Source organism: Agrobacterium sp. CCNWLW32 (assembly GCF_037083425.1).
GTDB classification, from domain to species: Bacteria; Pseudomonadota; Alphaproteobacteria; order Rhizobiales; family Rhizobiaceae; genus Agrobacterium; species Agrobacterium radiobacter.
Genome location: NZ_JBAOJM010000009.1, coordinates 116,747 through 135,477, shown reverse-complemented (window position 1 = coordinate 135,477; position 18,731 = coordinate 116,747). Strand labels below are relative to the sequence as shown.

At 61.0% G+C, this 18,731-nt stretch carries 17 protein-coding genes; 7 read left to right on the top strand and 10 right to left on the bottom strand.

The features are described from left to right. Nucleotides 1–1,812 (top strand): ABC transporter ATP-binding protein, encoded by a 1,812-nt coding sequence (locus V6R85_RS18695; protein ID WP_020810971.1) that lies wholly within the window; start codon nucleotides 1–3, stop codon nucleotides 1,810–1,812. Nucleotides 1,813–1,852: 40 nt separating this feature from the next. On the opposite strand, the gene V6R85_RS18690 is transcribed toward V6R85_RS18695, so the two are convergent. From V6R85_RS18690 to V6R85_RS18665, 6 genes are read right to left on the bottom strand one after another with little or no spacing between them, the layout of a single operon-like run. Continuing rightward, complete coding sequence (locus tag V6R85_RS18690) at nucleotides 1,853–2,662, bottom strand: inositol monophosphatase family protein (RefSeq protein ID WP_129565355.1); 810 nt, start codon at nucleotides 2,660–2,662, stop codon at nucleotides 1,853–1,855. Next, on the bottom strand, nucleotides 2,659–3,495 hold the full coding sequence (locus V6R85_RS18685; RefSeq protein WP_111784935.1) for a glycerophosphodiester phosphodiesterase: 837 nt from the start codon (nucleotides 3,493–3,495) through the stop codon (nucleotides 2,659–2,661). Before V6R85_RS18685 ends, V6R85_RS18690 begins: the two co-directional genes overlap by 4 nt. 1 nt (nucleotide 3,496) lies before the next feature. Then, nucleotides 3,497–4,531, bottom strand: a complete 1,035-nt coding sequence (locus tag V6R85_RS18680) for an ABC transporter ATP-binding protein (RefSeq protein WP_111784936.1) — start codon at nucleotides 4,529–4,531, stop codon at nucleotides 3,497–3,499. A gap of 9 nt (nucleotides 4,532–4,540) precedes the next feature. After that, nucleotides 4,541–5,365: an ABC transporter permease gene (locus V6R85_RS18675; protein WP_087747059.1), complete on the bottom strand. Its 825-nt coding sequence runs from the start codon at nucleotides 5,363–5,365 to the stop codon at nucleotides 4,541–4,543. A 1-nt stretch (nucleotide 5,366) separates the two neighbouring features. Next, nucleotides 5,367–6,251: an ABC transporter permease gene (locus V6R85_RS18670; RefSeq protein WP_111784937.1), complete on the bottom strand. Its 885-nt coding sequence runs from the start codon at nucleotides 6,249–6,251 to the stop codon at nucleotides 5,367–5,369. Further along, a complete protein-coding gene (locus V6R85_RS18665; protein WP_003505702.1) occupies nucleotides 6,248–7,399 on the bottom strand; it encodes an extracellular solute-binding protein in 1,152 nt (383 codons plus the stop codon). Before V6R85_RS18665 ends, V6R85_RS18670 begins: the two co-directional genes overlap by 4 nt. 273 nt (nucleotides 7,400–7,672) lie before the next feature. Here V6R85_RS18665 and V6R85_RS18660 point away from each other — a divergent pair, with 273 nt between their 5' ends. Further along, a complete protein-coding gene (locus V6R85_RS18660) occupies nucleotides 7,673–7,855 on the top strand; it encodes a hypothetical protein (RefSeq protein WP_003505704.1) in 183 nt (60 codons plus the stop codon). A gap of 48 nt (nucleotides 7,856–7,903) precedes the next feature. Here the strand turns inward: V6R85_RS18660 and V6R85_RS18655 are convergent, their stop codons facing one another. Further along, the gene (locus tag V6R85_RS18655) at nucleotides 7,904–8,107 is read right to left on the bottom strand and encodes a CsbD family protein (protein WP_003521659.1); all 204 of its coding nucleotides are present in this window, start codon (nucleotides 8,105–8,107) and stop codon (nucleotides 7,904–7,906) included. 181 nt (nucleotides 8,108–8,288) lie between these two features. Between V6R85_RS18655 and V6R85_RS18650 the strand changes: the two genes are divergently transcribed. The 5 genes from V6R85_RS18650 to V6R85_RS18630 all read left to right on the top strand — a co-directional run bounded on the left by V6R85_RS18650 (nucleotide 8,289) and on the right by V6R85_RS18630 (nucleotide 14,647). Then, nucleotides 8,289–8,618, top strand: coding sequence for a GCG_CRPN prefix-to-repeats domain-containing protein (locus tag V6R85_RS18650; protein WP_080829994.1), 330 nt, complete (start codon nucleotides 8,289–8,291; stop codon nucleotides 8,616–8,618). A 200-nt stretch (nucleotides 8,619–8,818) separates the two neighbouring features. Then, entirely contained in the window at nucleotides 8,819–9,514 is a 696-nt protein-coding gene (locus tag V6R85_RS18645) for a superoxide dismutase (RefSeq protein ID WP_087747063.1), read from the top strand. Nucleotides 9,515–9,629: 115 nt separating this feature from the next. Next, a complete protein-coding gene (locus tag V6R85_RS18640; protein WP_111784938.1) occupies nucleotides 9,630–10,619 on the top strand; it encodes a Bug family tripartite tricarboxylate transporter substrate binding protein in 990 nt (329 codons plus the stop codon). A gap of 438 nt (nucleotides 10,620–11,057) precedes the next feature. Then, nucleotides 11,058–12,860, top strand: a complete 1,803-nt coding sequence (locus V6R85_RS18635) for an ABC transporter ATP-binding protein (protein ID WP_336377116.1) — start codon at nucleotides 11,058–11,060, stop codon at nucleotides 12,858–12,860. A gap of 179 nt (nucleotides 12,861–13,039) precedes the next feature. Next, nucleotides 13,040–14,647, top strand: a complete 1,608-nt coding sequence (locus tag V6R85_RS18630; protein WP_129565357.1) for an ATP-binding cassette domain-containing protein — start codon at nucleotides 13,040–13,042, stop codon at nucleotides 14,645–14,647. Here V6R85_RS18630 and V6R85_RS18625 read toward each other — a convergent pair. From V6R85_RS18625 to V6R85_RS18615, 3 genes are read right to left on the bottom strand one after another with little or no spacing between them, the layout of a single operon-like run. Beyond that, nucleotides 14,641–15,591, bottom strand: coding sequence for a Csu type fimbrial protein (locus V6R85_RS18625; RefSeq protein WP_111791428.1), 951 nt, complete (start codon nucleotides 15,589–15,591; stop codon nucleotides 14,641–14,643). The genes V6R85_RS18630 and V6R85_RS18625 overlap by 7 nt on opposite strands. Then, a complete protein-coding gene (locus V6R85_RS18620; protein WP_111820815.1) occupies nucleotides 15,588–18,026 on the bottom strand; it encodes a fimbria/pilus outer membrane usher protein in 2,439 nt (812 codons plus the stop codon). The genes V6R85_RS18625 and V6R85_RS18620 overlap by 4 nt, the downstream gene beginning before the upstream one ends. Beyond that, nucleotides 17,998–18,717: a fimbrial biogenesis chaperone gene (locus V6R85_RS18615; protein WP_060727215.1), complete on the bottom strand. Its 720-nt coding sequence runs from the start codon at nucleotides 18,715–18,717 to the stop codon at nucleotides 17,998–18,000. The genes V6R85_RS18620 and V6R85_RS18615 overlap by 29 nt, the downstream gene beginning before the upstream one ends. Between the last annotated feature and the right edge of the window lie 14 nt (nucleotides 18,718–18,731).

Genomic DNA, 18,731 nt, shown 5'->3' with positions numbered 1-18,731 from the left:
ATGGAGATAAAACCTGTCCTCTCCGTCCGCAACCTGACCACCTCCTTCCTCGTCGATGGCGCCTGGAAAAGCGTGGTGCGCAATGTGTCCTTCGATGTCGCGCCCGGTGAAACCGTTGCGATTGTCGGCGAGTCCGGCTCCGGTAAATCCGTGACGTCGCTATCACTGATGCGCCTGCTTGCCCCGGCCTCCAGCCGGATAGAAGGGGAAGTCCTGCTCAACGGGCGCAATCTGCTGGCGCTTTCCGAAAAAGAGATGCGTGGCGTGCGCGGCAACGATATCTCGATGATCTTTCAGGAGCCGATGACCTCGCTCAATCCGATCTTCACCATCGGCCGTCAGATTTCCGAAGTCCTCATCCGCCACAAGGGGCTTTCGAAGCAGGAGGCGCGGGCGGAGACGGTGCGGCTTCTGGAGAAGGTCCGCATTCCCAATGCGGCCAGCCGTTTTGACGAATATCCGCATCAGTTTTCGGGCGGCATGCGCCAGCGTGTGATGATTGCCATGGCGCTCGCCTCACGGCCGAAACTGCTGATCGCCGACGAGCCGACGACGGCGCTCGACGTTACCATTCAGGGCCAGATCCTCGATCTCATCAAGCTGCTGCAGGAAGAGGAGGGCATGTCGGTGCTCTTCATCACCCATGACATGGGTGTGGTGGCCGAAATCGCTGACCGCACGATCGTGATGTATCGCGGCGATGAGGTCGAGACCGGGCCGACGGAGGACATATTCCGGCGCGGCAAACATCCCTATACGCGGGCGCTGCTTTCGGCGGTGCCGAAGCTCGGTTCTATGCGTAACCGGCAATGGCCGACGCGTTTTCCGGTTCTCGACATGAAAACCGGCCTTTCGACCGAGCCGGAGGAGGTGGCCGAGACGGTTGCAGGCGGCCAGACGCCGGTTCTGTCGGTCAAGAACCTTGTGACGCGTTTTCCCATCCGCTCCGGCCTGCTGGCGCGCCAGACGGGTGCGGTTCACGCCGTCGAGAACGTTTCCTTCGATCTGTTTCAAGGAGAAACGCTGTCGCTGGTGGGTGAATCCGGTTGCGGAAAATCCACCACCGGCCGCTCGATCATGCGCCTCGTGGAGCCGTCGTCCGGCGATGTGTCCCTCGACGGTTACGATGTGATGCGCCTCGATAACGTCGGCCTGCGCAACATGCGCAAATCGGTGCAGATGATCTTTCAGGACCCGTTCTCGTCGCTCAATCCGCGCATGACGGTGGGCACGGCAATTTCCGAGCCCTTCATCAAGCACAGGCTGGGCAGCGCCAAGCAGGCCAAGGAAAAGACTGCCGATCTTCTCGAAAAGGTCGGCCTGTCCGCCGATATGGCCAGCCGCTACCCGCACGAATTTTCGGGTGGTCAGCGACAGCGCATCGCGATTGCCCGGGCACTGGCCCTCGATCCGAAGGTCATCGTTGCCGATGAAAGCGTCTCGGCGCTCGATGTTTCGATCAAGGCGCAGGTCTGCAACCTGCTGCTCGACCTGCAGCAGAGCCTCAACCTCGCCTTCCTGTTCATCAGCCATGACATGGCTGTCGTGGAGCGCGTCAGCCATCGTGTCGCGGTGATGTATCTCGGCGAGATCGTGGAGATCGGGCCGCGCGCCGCCGTTTTCGACAATCCGCAACATGCCTATACGAAAAAGCTGATGGCGGCCGTTCCGGTGCCGGACCCGGCAAGACGCGGGATAAGGCGTGGCATATCCAATGACGAGCTGAAGAGCCCGATACGGGCAATGGGATATGAAACACCGACGCGAAACTACAGGACCGTATCGCCCGGCCACATGGTGCAGATAGCCTGAGACGATTACGGCAGCGCGGAATGTTTCGACGAAGAAACCGTTATAAGGGGTTCTTGGGCGAAACGCCGCGCAGATGCTCCATCAGATAGGCATGGGTCGCGGCATTGGCGACGATCAGCGTTCCGGTCTTCTCATAGAATTCCGGTCCGCGACCCCACCAGTCGGTCACAATGCCGCCGGCCTCCTGAACAAGGAGAATGCCGGCTGCCGTGTCGACGAATCCCGTCTCCTCGTAATAACCGGTAAGCCGTCCGCAGGCGACGTAAGCGCAGGAATTGGCGGCGCTGCCGACAACACGAACCGCGCCGATCTGCGCGCGAATGGCGTCAAGGCGCTGATAGGCGCCGGGATAAAGCTGGAGATTGGGCGTGGGCAGGCCGGTGCCGACACACATGAGCGCGACATCCGTGCTGGCATTGACCCGCAGGCGCTCGCCATTGAGATAGGCGCCGTCTCCCTTGATCGTGGTGAACATCTCGTCGGAAACGGGATTATAGACCAGCCCGCAGATCGTTTCATTGCCGCGGCGAAGCGCGATGGTGATGGTATAGTGCTGGCCGAAGAGGAAATTGGTGGTGCCATCGATGGGATCGACCAGCCAGCGATGATCCTGATCCGCCCCTTCGACAGGTGCGAATTCCTCGCCGGTCAGTCCCCAGGGATATTGTCCGAGCAGGCGCTCACGGATCAGTGTCTCGGAATCCCGGTCCGCATCGGAAACGAAATCCCCCGGTCCCTTGACGCCGATCTCGATGTCGCGGAAGCGCCTGAAATGGTCGAGCGTCAATGCGCCGGCCTCGCGGACGGTGGCGACCATATGGTCGAGGATGGCGCTGTAATTGACTGTCATCGGCTGAAAACCTCGGCGAGCCCTTCCGGATCATCGGTGGTGATCTGGTCCACCTTAAGCCGCAAGAGACGCTCGACCTGTTCTATGGATTGCGGCGTGACGCTGTTGATTGTCCAGGCGTCGACCCGGCGGCCGGCGGCATGGATCGGGGCGATGATATCGACACCGGCATCCTCGGCAGCAAGTACGATCGCGTAGTCGAGATAGATCATCCCGGCATCGGGCGCGGTGGCGAGAGCGTCTTCAATGAAACCCAGATAGTTTCCGCTTGCCTTCAGTTGAGCAAGCGTGCCGCGATGGCAGGGGTCATATCCGGTGCGAAGTCCCGGCGCTGAGCCGGCCAGCATGGCGATGGCGTCGAAATCGCCGCCGGACAGGATCACCGAGCTTGCTATGGGCGAAACGCTTGCTCCGAAACCGGCGACCACCTGCGGGGTAAGCGCCTGTAGGTCCTCCTTGAAATCGAGCTGCAACAGGGCGTCGCGATGCACGGTCTCGTGCGCGAGCAGGGCGCAGAGGTCTTCGAGCAGCATCACCTTCGAAGCGATCGGCTGGCCGCCATTGTCGCGCAGGTGAAGCTGACGCAGCGCAGCGGCGGATGTGTCGTGCACTCGGCCGGTGCCGGTGGTTTCCCGTTCCAGCGTCCGGTCATGCAAAACGGCGCAGCCGTGATCGGCATGAATGACGAGATCGACTTCGATGCTCGCACCAAGGCGCATCGCCTCGATGATGCGCTCGCCGGTGAAGACTGGATCGCTAGCGCGGCGGCGGGCGCGATGCCATTTGAGCCAGGTCCTGTGGCCGTCGCGTTCGATAAGGATCGGCTGGTTCATGTCAGCTCCGATAGATTGGGCGGTTGTCGCGATAGGCCGTGACGGCACGGGGCGAAATCTGTACGCCCTGTCCCGCCCGGAACATATCCGGATGGGCGACCATGGATTTGATCCTTGTACCATCGGCGAGATCAAGGTCGACAAGGCCGTGGGTGCCGTAATCCGTCACCCGGTGGACGTGCGCTTCCGGCGTTTCGGAAATCGTCAGATCGATGGCTTCCGGGCGGACGGCGAGAATGGCCGGGCCATCGGAGACGGGAAGCGGAAGGGTAAAATCGGCGCGCGTGAAATTTCCGTCTGAAACCGCACCCTCTATCAGGTTCATGGTGCCGATGAAGCCGGCGACGAAAGGGGTCTGCGGTTCGCGGTAGATGACGTTAGGCCGGTCGATCTGTTCGGTCTTGCCATTTGCCATCACGACGATGCGGTCGGCCATGGAAAGGGCCTCGTCCTGCCCGTGGGTGACGAACAGCGTGGTGATGCCGAGACGCTGCTGGATATCACGCACCTCTTCCCGCAACCGCTCGCGCAGATGCTGGTCGAGGCTGGCGAAGGGTTCGTCGAGCAGGAGGATTTTCGGTTCGAGAACCAGCGAGCGGGCAAGCGCCACGCGCTGCTGCTGGCCACCGGAGAGCTGGCTGGTGGCGCGCTCTCCATAACCGGAAAGCCCGACGAGCTCGAGCACGGCCTCCACTTTCTCTTTGATCACGGCAGCCGGCATATGGCGCAGCTTGAGGCCGAAAGCGAGGTTTTTGAAGACGTTCATGTGGCTCCAGAGCGCGTGGCTCTGGAACACCATGCCGGTCGGCCGCCGCTCCGGTGGCAGGTGGGTCACATCTTCGCCATCGATGGTAATCTGCCCGCCCGTCGGCTGCTCGAAACCGCCGACCATACGCAGCAGCGTCGATTTGCCCGAACCGGAAGGCCCGAGAAGGCAAACGAGCTCGCCATCGGCGACATCGAGCGAGAAACTGTCGACTGCCTTGGTGCCGCCGGTATAGGTTTTCGATATCTCGCGGATGTGAAGTACGGACATGATGATTTCCTAACCGCCGAAACCGCGGGCGAATGCACCGCCACCGATGACGCGGCGGGCGAACATGAGGGCAATGAAGGACGGCACCCAGAGCAGCACGGACAGAACCGCGCCGTACTGGATGACCATCTGGTTGTTGATATAGCTGATCATCAGCACCGGCATCGTGCGGATGCCCGGCGCACCGATGAGCCATGCGCCTTCGGTCTCATAAAAAGTGCCAACGAAGCTGAGCAAAACGGCGGCGGCGATGGTCGGTCCCGCCTGCGGCAGGGTAATCGACCAGAAGACCCGGAGCGGACTGGCGCCGACATCACGGGCCGCCTCTTCCATGCGTCGGTCGACGGCCTGGAATGCCGCCACGGGAATCCAGATCATGAACATCAGCGTACCGACGAGCTGGATGAGAACAACGCCCCAGAAGGTGCCGATGAGGTTGAGCTGCAGGAAAATGGCGGCAATCGCCACCAGAAGCCCGAATTTCGGGAAGGCGTGGCCGGCCAGGAAGGAGAAGAACAGCAGGTTGCGACCGGGAAAGCTCATGCGCGCAAAGGCATAGGCGGCGGGAAGGCAGATCAGCGCCGAAAGCAGCGTCACCACCGTTGTCAGCCGAAGGCTCAGCATCAGGGCGTTCCAGACGTCGGCGCGCCCCAGCGTCTGGCCCCAGAAACGGAAACCGAACTGCTGGGGAATGACATTGGGAAAACGCCAGACCTCAGTGAATGCCCAGGTGCCCACCACAAGCAGAGGCCCGACGATGGCGATGGTGAGAAGGGTGGCGAAAAAGATGCCGGGCCAGTCGATGCGGGCTCGCGCCCGCGTCAGCGTCGTCATGTCATTTCCCCTGGTTGCGCGCGACCGAACGCACGTAGAACAGGCCGAAAGCGATGCAGAAACCGAAAGCGATGACGGCCTGGGTCATGGCGCCGATGGGGTCTTGCACTTCGCGCAGCGTGCGCTGCATGAAGGGGCCGAGCATTTCGGGAGAGGCCGGGCCCAAGAGATAGGGCAGGGTGAAGGAAGAAAAAATGCCCAGCACCGAAAAGGAAAGCGCCACGAGAATGGAATTGGAAATGCGCGGCAGGATGATGTGCCAGAAGACCTGCAGCGCGTTTGCGCCCACATCCCGCGCCGCCTCCACCGACTGGTTGGCGACGCTGCCGAGGCCCGCGAGCAGGATGAGAACCGTCAGCGGAATATTGTCCCAGACAAGACCGATGACCGGCCCCCAGGGCGTGAGATAGGGCGTGCGGATTTTCGGCAGGTCGACCGCATTGAGCAAGATGTCCACCATGCCGTTGGGGCCCAGAACGCGGATGAAGGCGAAGGCGAGGATGATGGAGGGCACGAACATCGGGAAGATGGCAAGCGCCTGCACATAGGCCGAAAGACGACCACGCGAAAAGCGAAGGTAAAGCGCGATCGGCAGGCAGATGACCAGCAGGAGGATGGCGCAGACCATCGTCGTCCACAATGTCACGGCAAGATTGTCGAGACTGTAGCGATCTGAGAAGAAGAAGGCGTAGCTCGAAAGGTCGAAACTCGTTTCACCATCGGTTCCGGTGCGCCACACGGTGCGGCCGATGGCGTTGATGGCAGGCCAGATGACGAGCCAGATCATCAGGAACACGGGAATGGCGACGAGCAGGAGGCCGATGGGCCTCCTGCCTGCTGTATTGTCAATGAGCGGGCGAACCGCTCCCTCTGCGACCTCGGTCACGATTTGCGGTTAACGTTGGGAGCGACGTTGCGGTACCAGCCATCATTGATGGCGGTTTCCCATTTGCCGGCCGGGAAGGTCGGAATGGTCTGCGGAATGATGTCGGCAAAACGCTTGCGCAGGTCGGCCGACACATGGTCCCAGGAAACGCCGGGGAAGCCGCCCAGCTCGTTGAGGATCGCGCCCTGAATTTCTTCGGACAGCACGAAATTGGCAAGCTTCAGGGCCGCATCACGATTGGCGCCGTTAGCAAGCACCACGGCGCGCGAGAAATCACCGCAGAGCGCCAGATCCTGAAGCTGGACGAGGCCGGTTTCCTTCGGCAGAACGCCCTGATCGATAGCCTTCAGCACCTGATCGGACCAGACGGGGGTCATGGTGACGACGCCTTGGGAAAGAAGCTGCAGCGACTGCGTGTTGCCGGAGGAGTATGCGCCCTTGTCATAGAGCGACGGGGCGATATCTGTCAGCAGCGCCCATGCCTTGCCCAGAGCCTTGTCGCCGGCTTCCTGGGTGTAATTATCAACCGTAAAGGCCTTGGGATCGAGACCGTTGGCCTGATGGATGGCGCGGCGGACGAAGTTGCCGCCGGAGCCGCCCTTGTCGGGACGGTTATAAACGAACTGGCCGGGATTTGCCTTGATCCACTTGACGAGTTCATCCCAGGTCTTCGGTGCGTCCGCCGGCTTGAGCTTGCTGGTGTCATAGGCGAGCAGAACCTGGCTGCCGCGATAGGGCAGGCTGTATTCGCTGCGGATGGCAAGCGGGTTGACGCGCGAATAATTGGAAAGGCCGGCCTTTGCCATGTTCACGTAGATGCCGGCATCGATGGCGCCGGTGGGAAGCAGCGGATCGGCCGTTTCGAAATAATCTGCCTGCGGATCGGTGCCCGTCTGCTTTGCGGCGATGGCGCGCTCGCCGATGGCCATGATGCCGGCGCTGTCGCCGGCATCGACGAGGTTGAGCTTCAGGCCGGGATTGGCGGCTTCAAAAGCGGGCTTGATCGTATTGGACCAGAAATCGAGGATATTCGTATCCGAACTGGTGTACCAGTCGATCGTGCCCGGAGCAGCAAAACTCATGCGCGGTGCAAGGGCGAGACCGGCGGCGGCGCCTGCGGCGGACATCATAAAGGTGCGGCGTTTCATCTATGTCTCCGATGTTTTCGGCGCGAGTGGAACTCTGAGCGCTGAGGCTTGAGAGATGGACGGGAAAGGCTCTGGCCATCAGTTGCACAGCCGTGCATTTTTTGAACGGGCCGGCGGCGGTTCTAATGTCTTTCCATAACGCTTTCGTGACGGTTGATGCCGGCCGGTCTTGCCGCCCTCTGTGCCCCCGGGTGATCCGAAGGCGCAGGGGGCTCTACCAAAGCGGTTTCCGGGCAGATAGGATGACCGCGATAATTAGGAGGGAGGGGAGCGATGATCGCAGCCTATATTGACGAATTCATCATGTTTTGCGCAGGCCTGTGGATGACATGTGTCGGCTTTGGTTATCTGCCGCTGTCAAAAAACACGGCTAGTCAGCCGCCGGTTGTTCGTCATTTCAGATGGATGGGGCCGCTGCTGATCGTCATCGCTGCTGTTCTGGCCGTGGCCAGCTGACCGGGAAATCCCGCGCAAAGAAAAACCCCGCCGAAGCGGGGTCTCGTCTTACCAGGTCTGGCGTCCATACCAGTCGTCGATATCTTTCCTGGTGCGGTCCTTTTCGTAACCGTAGCGCTCCTGGATCTTGCCTTCGAGCTGCTCGCGTTTGCCGTTGATGACGTCAAGATCGTCGTCGGTGAGTTTACCCCACTGCTCCTTGATCTTACCCTTCATCTGCTTCCAGTTGCCTTCAACGCGATTCCAATCCATCGGTGCTCTCCCATTTTGTTTGGCTTGCACTGGTAAATGTCCGAGCCTCCGCAGGGTTCCGCCCGGAGGCCGTAATGTTCGGCGCAACTGTGGCTGCTGCCACGAAAAGATCACGATTCATTCAGCCACAGTTCACCCGGCAGAGCGCTAAATCCCCCCATCCCACAAGGAGGGAAATAAGATGCGCAAGATGATTTTAACCGCCGGACTGATTTTCGGCGCCCTGTTCGGCACCGGTGCGAATGCCATGCCTGTGGGCCAACCGTCTGCACCCTCGGCATCCCACATTCAAACGGTGGATTATGCCTGCGGACGCGGCTTTCACCTGTCACCCCGCGGCTATTGCCGTCCGAATGGTCCGCCCCGGTATGAGCGTGGCTGGGACCGTCGCGACCGCTGGGAAGGCCGCCGTGAATGGCGTGAGCGTCAGGCCAGACGGGAATGGCGTGAGTGGCGCGACCGCAGAGACTATCGCGACTACCGCGACCGCCGCGACTATTATCGATATTGATCGGGTAAGGCCCTCTCCAGCCGGGAGGGCCTTTCTCATATGGGGCGGTCAACCCATCCCGCATCCCGCCCCGGCAGGGCGTGAATACAGCGCCCGCCGCCTCTCATCTCCATGACCTGCGACAGAATTGCATTCAGCGTGAGGAAACCCGGGCCGTAGTTTGGGGTTAGTCCCATATCACCGTTCATAAGGAGGATATGATGGACATCACCAGACGCACCGTTCTCACCGCCGGCGCAGCAACTGCTGCCGCTGCAATCTTTCCCCGCCCGCATGTCGCGCGCGCCGCACTGCCCCTGACGCAGCCCGGGCTTCCCTTTGCCGAAGCCGATCTCGCGCCGGTCATCTCGGCGAAGACCGTGGGTCTGCATTATGGAAAACACCACAAGGCCTATTACGACAAGCTGAATACGCTCGCTGCCGGCACGCCTTATGCCGACATGGAACTGGTTGATATCGTCACGCAGTCCGCCAAATCAAAAGAGGCGGCTGATGTCAAAATCTTCAACAATGCCGCGCAGGCCTGGAACCATGTCGCCTATTGGGACCAATTCGTCCCGGGCGGACCGAACCGGCCGACGGGTGATCTTGCCGCTTCGGTAAACGAGACCTTCGGTGACTATGACGGTTTCATCAAACGTGCGGTCGATGTCTCCGATACGGTCTTCGGCACCGGCTGGGTGTGGCTGACGCGTGACGACGGCAACAAGCTCGCGCTGATCGGATATGAGGACGGCAAGAACCCCGTCGCTGTCGGCCGCCCGGCCTATCTCGGCATCGATATATGGGAGCATGCCTATTACGTGGATTATGAAAACCGCAAGGCCGAACATATCCGCGCCGTGCTCGACAAGCTGGTGAACTGGCGGGTCATCGACGAGCGCCTCAAAGCGTAACGAATCCTCTTTCTCCTGAAACCCGCCGGAAGCGTCCGGTCCCCGGCGGGTTGCCCTGAGGTGCATTTGAGCTACTATGCGCCCATGGCGAGGAGGCCATGTTACAGGAGGGTTCATGATTTACCGGTCTTCAAAACGGCGCACGGTGCTGAAACTTGCCGCCGCGGCGGTTTCTTTGGGAATGCTGGGAACGGCTGCGAGCGCGCAGGGCTTCCCCGAGCGAACGATTACTCTGGTCGTTCCTTTCGCGGCGGGCGGTTCCACCGATGTGGTCGCGCGTGTTATCGCGCAGAAGATGGGTGATGAACTCGGCCAGCAGATCGTCGTTGAAAATGTCGCCGGCGCAGGCGGCAATCTTGGTGCAGACCGCGTGGCCCGCGCCGAACCCGACGGATACACGATCCTGATGGGCACGGTTGCCACCCACGCTCTCAACCCGCTTATTCTCAAGACCAAGCCTTATGATCCGGAGAAGGATTTCACGCCGGTCTCGCTGCTGGTGGTGGTGCCGAATGTGCTGGTCGTCAATCCGAAGCTCAACGTCAACAGCGTCGCAGAGCTTATTGCCCTGCTGAAGGCCGAGCCGGACAAACATGCCTATGCCTCTTCCGGCAACGGCACCCCGCTGCATCTTTCCGGCGAGCTGTTCAAGAGCATGGCCGGCGTCAGCATGCAGCATGTCCCTTATAAGGGTGCCGGCCCGGCGCTCAACGATCTGCTCGGCAACCAGATTTCGATCATGTTCGACAATCTGCCCTCTTCATCGGGACATATAAAATCCGGCACGTTGCGGGCGCTCGGCGTCACCACCAAGGAGCGTGCATCATCTTTCCCGGATCTGCCGACCATCGCCGAGACGGTGCCTGGTTATGAGACCTATACCTGGAACGCGCTCTTTGCGCCCGCCGGCACGTCGGCCGAGGTGGTCGACAAGCTGAACGCCGCCGCCAAGAAGGCGCTTGCCGATCCGGCGGTGGCCGCACGCATGGCGGATTTCAGCGCCAAGATCGTCGCCTCTTCGCCGGATGAACTGAAAACCCACGTTGCGGCTGAGATCGCCAAGTGGGGACCTGTGGTCAAGGACGCGAATGTGCAGATGGACTGAGCGGCAACGGCAGGCACCATTCCGATTTTCCGCCGTGCATCCAACCTGATAAAATCGTGGCCGGCGCGTCCGTCGCATCGGCCACGGTTTATACCGTCGCATCCAGCCGGTGTGGCGTTTCCGCATCACTCACCAGCCGGTTGTAAAAACCCGCTTGGCAAGCTCCAACTACTGAGTTACAAATCTCAATACCGCGTCAGATCGAACAAAGGGAGGCGTTGCATGACACCAGTATTCATCAAAACCCTCCCGCAGGGAATGGCCCGCCACTAGGTCATATCCATTCGCGGCCCGCCCTGAGCGCGCCCGACATGCGGTTCTGTTTTCCTTCATAGCCCGATTGATCTGACGGGATAATTTTGTCTCCTGCCCGGGCTGTGCCATCCAACTACCGTTTTGAGGACCGGTTGCCGAATCCATCGCGCCGGGCTGGTTAAAATGTCACGCAAGAAGCTCGATTTTCGCGCTGATGCATATCGCAATGTGCTCGGCTTTGTTTTCAACCATTGGCGCAACCGGCCGGCGCTGGTGGGTTTCATCATCGTGCTGGTAATTGCCAGCACGCTGGCCGAAGTGATGGTGCCGGTCTTTTCCGGCCAGATCGTCGATGCCATTGCCGGCGGTAACGGCGCTGGCAATGGGGGCGATGGGGCGTTGCGCGCCTTCGTCATCGTTGTGTCGCTTGGGCTGGTGAGCGTGGTGCTGCGCTGGTTCATCTTCAATGGCATCATCAGGCTCACCCTGAAGACCATGGCGGATGTCACTCATAACGGCCTCCACAAGGTCCAGCGTTTCTCCACCGACTGGCATGCCAACAGCTTTGCCGGTTCCACGGTGCGCAAGATCACACGCGGCATGTGGGCGCTGGATTCGCTTAATGACCTGCTGCTCGTCGCGCTTTTGCCTTCCATCGTCATGCTGGTGGGCGCGACCATCGTGCTCGGCAGCTACTGGCCGGTCATGGGCCTGATCGTCGGTCTCGGCTCGCTGATCTATGTCGGCGTCACGGTGGGGCTTTCGATGGGTTATGTCTCGCCGGCGGCAAGGTTGGCCAATGCCTGGGATACCCGGCTTGGCGGCGCGCTGGCGGATGCCATCAGCTGCAATTCGGTGGTCAAGGCCTTCGGCGCCGAGACCCGCGAAGAAACGCGCCTGGGCCATGTGCTGGTGAAGTGGGACAACCGCACACGCAGGACATGGAAGCGTGGCACGCTGAACGGCACGATCCAGAGCTTCATGATGGTCTCCATGCAGGCCGGCATTCTCGGCACCGGCCTCATCATGTGGCGACAGGGGCTGGCGACACCGGGCGACATCACCTTCGTGCTGGCGATGTTCTTCGTGCTGCAGGGTTACCTGCGCGATGTGGGGCAGGATATCCGCAACCTGCAACGTGCCGTCAACGACATGGAAGAGCTGGTGCTGCTGGACAAGATGCCGCTTGGCATCGAAGACAGGCCGGATGCCGGACCGATCAAGATCGGAAAGGGCGAGATCGTCTTCGATCACGTCACCTTCCAGTATGGCGCGCATACCACACCGCTTTATGATGACTTTTCGGTCACCATCAAGGCGGGTGAACGTGTGGGCCTGGTCGGCCATTCCGGTTCGGGCAAGACAACCTTCGTCAAGCTCATCCAGCGGCTCTACGACGTCAAGTCGGGTGCGATCCGCATCGACGGCCAGAATATCGCCGGGGTCACGCAGTCGAGCCTGCGCGGCCAGATCGCCATCGTGCAGCAGGAGCCCATCCTGTTCCACCGCACGCTGGCGGAAAACATCGCCTATGGCCGGCCGGACGCCACGCGGCGTCAGATCGAGCAGGCGGCGAAACAGGCGAGCGCCCATGATTTCATCATGTCCCTTCCCAAGGGTTATGAGACGATGGTGGGCGAGCGTGGTGTCAAGCTGTCCGGCGGCGAGCGTCAGCGTGTGGCCATTGCCCGTGCTTTCCTCGCGGATGCGCCGGTGCTGATACTGGACGAGGCGACTTCCAGTCTCGACAGTGAAAGCGAAGTGCAGATCCAGCAGGCAATGGAACGGCTGATGGTCGGCCGCACCACACTGGTCATCGCGCACCGGCTTTCCACGGTCAGGGCGCTGGACCGGCTGCTGGTCTTCGACAAGGGCAAGATTGTCGAAGAGGGTGACCACCAGGCGCTTATCCGCCTCCATGACGGCATCTATCGCCGGCTGTTTGAACGGCAGGCGCTGGAGCTGACCAAGGGGCTGGTGGCCTGAAAAAACGAAACGCCGGGGTTTCCCCCGGCGTTCCCTTCCCGAACACTGAACCCACGCCACGAACACGCCGCTTTTTTCGCGTAAGGGCGTGTTCTGCGCAACACCAACAGGACGGTGAACCATGGATTTCCACCCGATCACAAAGCCGCAATGCCTTGTCATCAGGGGAACCCATATCCATGCCGCATTCCATCACTCTCTCGGACCTTTCGTGGTCAACACCTGACGGTCATCCGCTCTTTTCCAACATCAATCTTCGCTTCGGAGCGGAACGCACCGGCCTTGTCGGGCGCAACGGCGTCGGCAAGACGACGCTTCTGAAACTGATTGCGGGGGAACTGTCGCCATCCGCGGGCACGGTTTCCGCCTCGGGCAGCGTCAATCTTCTGCGCCAGAGCGTGCAGGTGGCGCCGGAAGAGACCGTCGCCGACCTTTTTGACGCGCGCGATGCACTTGAGGTCCTTGCCCGTGCGCAGGCGGGAACGCCCACTCTCGCAGAGCTTGAAGATATCGACTGGATGCTGGAGGACAAAATTGCCGGGGCCCTGGCGCAGGTCGGGCTGGATGCCTTGCCCTCCACACCGCTTTCGGCGCTGTCCGGCGGGCAGCGCACGCGGGCCGCACTTGCGGCTCAAATCCACGCCGCTCCCGACTTCCTGATCCTCGACGAACCGACGAATAATCTCGATCGGGACGGGCGCATTTTCGTCGCCGATTTTCTGGCGGTCTGGCATGGCGGAGCGATCGTCGTCAGTCATGATCGGGAACTTCTCGAAACCCTCGATGCAATCGTCGAAATGACCACGCTCGGAGCAACCCGTTACGGCGGCAACTGGAGCCACTACCGCGCACAGAAAGCGCTGGAGCTGGCCGCCGCCGAACAGGACTTTGCGCATGCGGAAAAACGTCTGTCCAAGGTCAGACGCCGGTCGCAGGAGGCGCTGGAGCGCAAGGCTCGCCGTGACAGCAGGGGTGCTGCAAAAGCGGCGAGGGGAGACATGCCCCGTATCCTTGTCGGCGCGATGAAAAGGCGCGCCGACAAGACGAGCGGTGACAATACCAATCTGGCCAGCCGCCTGACAGCCGAGGCGACGGAAGATTTGAAGACGGCGCGGGAGCGGATCGAAATCCTGCAGGGCGTCAGCGTCACATTGCCGCCCAGCGGGCTGCACGCGACAAAAACCGTGCTCAACCTGCAGAACCTGACGGCGGGGTATCGGGCCGACCAACCCGTGCTTCGCGATCTTTCTTTCGAAATCACCGGGCCGCAACGTGTTGCCGCGACCGGTCCGAACGGATCGGGAAAAACGACGCTGCTTTCAGTGATCACGGGGGACCTGCCGCCATTTGAAGGGGTGGTACATGTCGGGGTGAAGTCCGTGTTTCTCGACCAGCAGGTCAGCCTGCTCGATGCGAACCTGTCCATCCGCGACAACTTCCTTAGACTCAACCCGCAGGCCGGGGAAAATGCCTGCCGCTCCGCGCTTGCGCGCTTCATGTTTCGTGCCGATGCCGCCTTGCAGATCGTTGCAACACTCTCGGGCGGGCAGATGCTCAGGGCAGGTCTCGCCTGTGTTCTGGGAGGCCCGCAGCCTCCGCAATTGCTGATCCTTGATGAGCCGACGAACCATCTCGATATCGATTCCATCGCCGCCGTGGAGGCTGGCCTTCGGGCCTATGACGGCGCCTTGCTGGTCGTCAGCCATGATGAGGCGTTTCTCGCCGGCATCGGCATCGATCGGCGGCTGGAACTTGGAAAGTCAGAGGTTCGTTCGGCCCCTCAGTAGTTCACCGTTACGACCACCGTGTCGGAGTAGTTTCCCGGTGCCGGCGTGTTCTGCGCCGGTACGCGTCCGTAGACGGTCAATGTCTGCAGGCTGCCTGTGCCGGTGCCAGTGACTATCTCCCCCGCTGCACTTCCCCAGACATTCGTGCGGTTCGCGTCGCGGTAGAGACCATAGGTTATCGATGCGCCCGCCTGCACCATCTGGCGCGCGGCTGGCGGGCTGTTGCTCAGGCCGCCATTGAGCGTCACACTGTAGTTCAGATTGGTGGTGCAGGTCAGATTGATCGCTCCGGTCGCATTGACTGCCGTGTTCAACACGCCGTGACTGCCGAAATCGATATTCTGGGCCGAGATGATGCAGGTGGGCGCCACTGCGGCCGACACGTTGAACGGCACCTGCGTGGGGTTCTGGGTCACGGAAGAGCAGCTCGGTGCGAGCAGGGTAAATGTCGTATAGGTGAAGCTCGTTTCCGCGCCGGCGAAGCTGGAAAGATAAAGGCCGCGCGCTGCCGAGGCCTGACCGGCGTTGATCCGGCCATAGACCGTGCGGCTCGTGGTGTTGATCAGGAGCGGCAGCGCCATATCGATTGGCGGAGGCGAGCCGAGTGCGGGCTGTGTGACCGATCCCCAGGAGGTCGTCCGCGCCGCGTTTTGGTAAAGCTGGTAATTGAGAATGTTGCTGCCCTGAAGCATCCGGCGGATGCCGCCCGACTGCCCGCCGCTTCCGGCATTGATGTTGGGGCAGATGCGGATGGAAAGCGCCAGCGACAAGGGGTTGGAGCAGGTGACTGACAATGTCGCCGTCGTGTCCACGGCGCTGCCGCCTGCGAGATTGACGAAGCCGAAATTCATATCCGACATGTTGAAGGTGCAGCTTTGGGCCAGAACCGGTGAAGCGGAGAGGAAAGCGGCGATGGCAAGGGCGGCACGGGTCAGGACCTTCATTGGATGCTCCTGCATAGGGTTTCGAGAGTTGCGCGCGTCTCGCCGGCAGAGGGGACGGTGATCTGCGCCTCGCACTCGCCTTTCGTCGGCTGCATGATGCGGAGGCGATGCGTGTCGCTGATATTGTCGAGATAGGCCTGCCCGTCATAACCGACGACGAAATCGCGCTTGTCGTCGATTTTGCCTGTTGATCCGGTTTCGATGAATTGGCCGCTTTCGTCTTTCAGCGTCACCAGCGCCACCTGACCCTCGGTTTGCACCTTGAAATTGACCACCGCTCCAGCCCGCTCCGCTGGCGTCACGGTCTGTTTCGTGCGGTCGATGCGGGCGTCGACCGGGAGATTGCTGGGGTCGAGCGTGATGTTGTTGACGTCATAGGAGCGCAGGTTCGGAAGCAATATCTTGCCGCGGCGGTTGGTCTGGCCGATAGGGCGGTTTTCCAGCAGGATATCGACGCCGGGCGCGCCCGCATCCACCACCGCGAAAGCGTCATCGATCCGGTTGCCGACAAAGACATCGCCGCCGGCGAGCGCTATCGATCCTTCGATCTGCGCATAGGCCTGTGTCGTGCGGTTGAATTGATCGACGCCCGCCGAAACGCGGGCCGCGCTGCCGCGGTAACTGCCGGAAACGGATGCGATGTCATTGCCGCCGGTCGAGCCGCGCAGACGCCAGCCATAACTTCCCTCGGCCTGCTCTTCGGATTTTCCGATCTCTGCCGTCAGCGAATATCCATCCGCATCTGACGACATGCCGGCCGAGCCGGAGACGCCGCCGCCGAACGACCAGGACAGGCCCGCGAAGACGCCGTAGGATTGGCTGTCCTCAAGGTCCCTATAGGCGGTGATGAAGATATTGCCGTTCTCGCCGAACGGCCGCGTGGCGGAAAGGCCGAGCAACCGGGATTTCCTCTCATCGAAGGTTTCCACCTGCGTATAGGAAAAGTTCAGGCTCGTTTCATCGAAAGCAAGCTGTGTGGAAACGGAAATCTGATCCACGGCTCGCGGCGGCCGCGCGCTCAGCAGGCCGGATATCGTCCTGAGTGTCGAGCTGTCGGCGGAGACCGACGCCATGTCGTGATAATCGCCGAATGCCCGTTGCGACCGGGCGTGAAATTTGAGCCCGAGCAATTCGGCTTCGACGCTTGCGGAGAGCTGGTAGCCGCTTTCCTCGCCAAAGCGGCTGGATGCGCCGGAAACCGCCGCCAGCCCATGGGCTCCAAGCGTGAAGACGCCGCCAAGGCCGATATTATAGAAATCCTCGCCGCCTTCCGCATGGCCCTCCAGCGTCAGGCCATCAGACAGGCCGTAACGAACCGTCGCTGATCCGAGCAATTTTTCGTCGTAATCGAAAGAAGAGGTTCCGTAATTGCGCCGGGCAAAACCGAGTTCCGCCGAGAAATCGACGAGACCCTTCGCCAGCAGGTCCGGTGACGTATAAAAGGGCGTTTCGGATACGGTTTCGCGGCCCAGCGCATCCCGCACCACCAGCCGCGCATTGCCCGCGCCGCTTATGACGGGAAGATTTGTGATGGAGAAGGGGCCTTCGGGAACATCCTGCGACAGGCGGCGGATATTGTTGACATAGACATCGACGGTGGAGGGCACGGCCGCTGAACCGGCAAATTCCGGCATCGGCATGGTAACGATATCCGGCCGCAGGTCGAAATTACGGCGGATCTGCAGGCCGCCGAGCCGCGTCGGGCGTGTCCAGCTCAGCCCTCCGGTGATGAGATCGCCGGCCCGGTAGCTCGTCAGCGTTTCCTCGTCTGAATAGCTCCAGGTGGTATCGAGGCGCTGGGTGTCGAACTCCGACAGGCGGGATGTACTCAGAACCTGAGACGAGGACAGCACGCCGAGCGGACCGAAGACCCTGCTTTCCAGGAGGGCCGATACGCCGTTGAAATCGGCGATGTCAGACCATTTGTTGCCGCCGGAGGAGCCATAGATCGTGTAATTCACCACACCTCCAAAATCGCTCGCGGCCTTTTCCTGCGTTTCGTCATCCTCTTCCGTCGCATTCTTGCCAGAGGCGTCGATCACCCTGTTTGCCCGCGCAGCCATTGGCAGGGTGAAATGCATGGACTGGGTGCCTTCATCGTAACGCGCCACCACGTCTGGAAGCCGGGAAATGTCGATCCAGCCATCATCGCCGACTGCGCTTTCAACCGGAGAGATCCCGATATTGTTCAGCTGCTCCGGCTCGATGAGAAACGATCCGGCGTCGTTTTGACGAAATGTGGCGATCAGTTCTGTCGAAACATCGTTGATGTAGACTTCGAGCTGAAACTGTCCCGCTTCTTTTGCGGCAAAAGAGGCTGGTTGCGCCGCAGGGGGTATGTCCTGCGCCATGGAGAAACTGCCCGATGAAATGACCGTCAGAGCGGCAATCGTCAAAACGGCAAGGTCAGCCGCCCGAGACGCGCGCCGTCGCATTGACGGGGCCGCCTTCGCTGTCTGCCGAAATCTTCAGCGTGCCGCCGCCCTTTTTGCCGCCCGTTGCCGGAACCACAAAGCTTGCGGCGGATTTGCCAAGCACATATCCCACCAGCCCCTGCTGCCGGGCAATCGCCTGCCCGTTGCCGCCGGAAAGCATCAGGTTGGCGATCCTTATCCGCCTCTCGCCCGTATTGGACACCGAGACCCTGTAGTCATTGCCCTGTGGCGTTATCTTCCAGGCCGGTTCCGCATCGCCTGTGGAGGCGGGTGAGAAGAAAACGGGGATGGAATGGCGCACCACAAGGTTGACCGTGCCGGATTGTGGTCTTCCCGCCGGCGGCAACTCATCGACGATGACGCGGTAACTCTCTTCGGCCCGCAGGGGCGCCTTGGAAAGCCGGACGATGCGGATAAGGTTTTCCGCGCCTCCCTTCAACTGCGTCATCGGCGGACTGGCGACGACGTCCTGCGCCGCCGTATAGACGTCCTGCCCGTTCTGCTGGGTCCAGCGGAATATACGCACCTGAACGTTGATCGGAGTTTTTGCATCGTTCCAGATGCGAAGGCTGGAGGCCGCCGTGGGCGCTTTAAGATCCAGAAGAACGGGTGCGACCCGTAGCGAGGCAGCCTGTGAAGGTGAAACACTCAAACCGGCAAAAAACGCAGCCGCTAAGGTAAAAAGACGCATGCGCGATCCTCCCT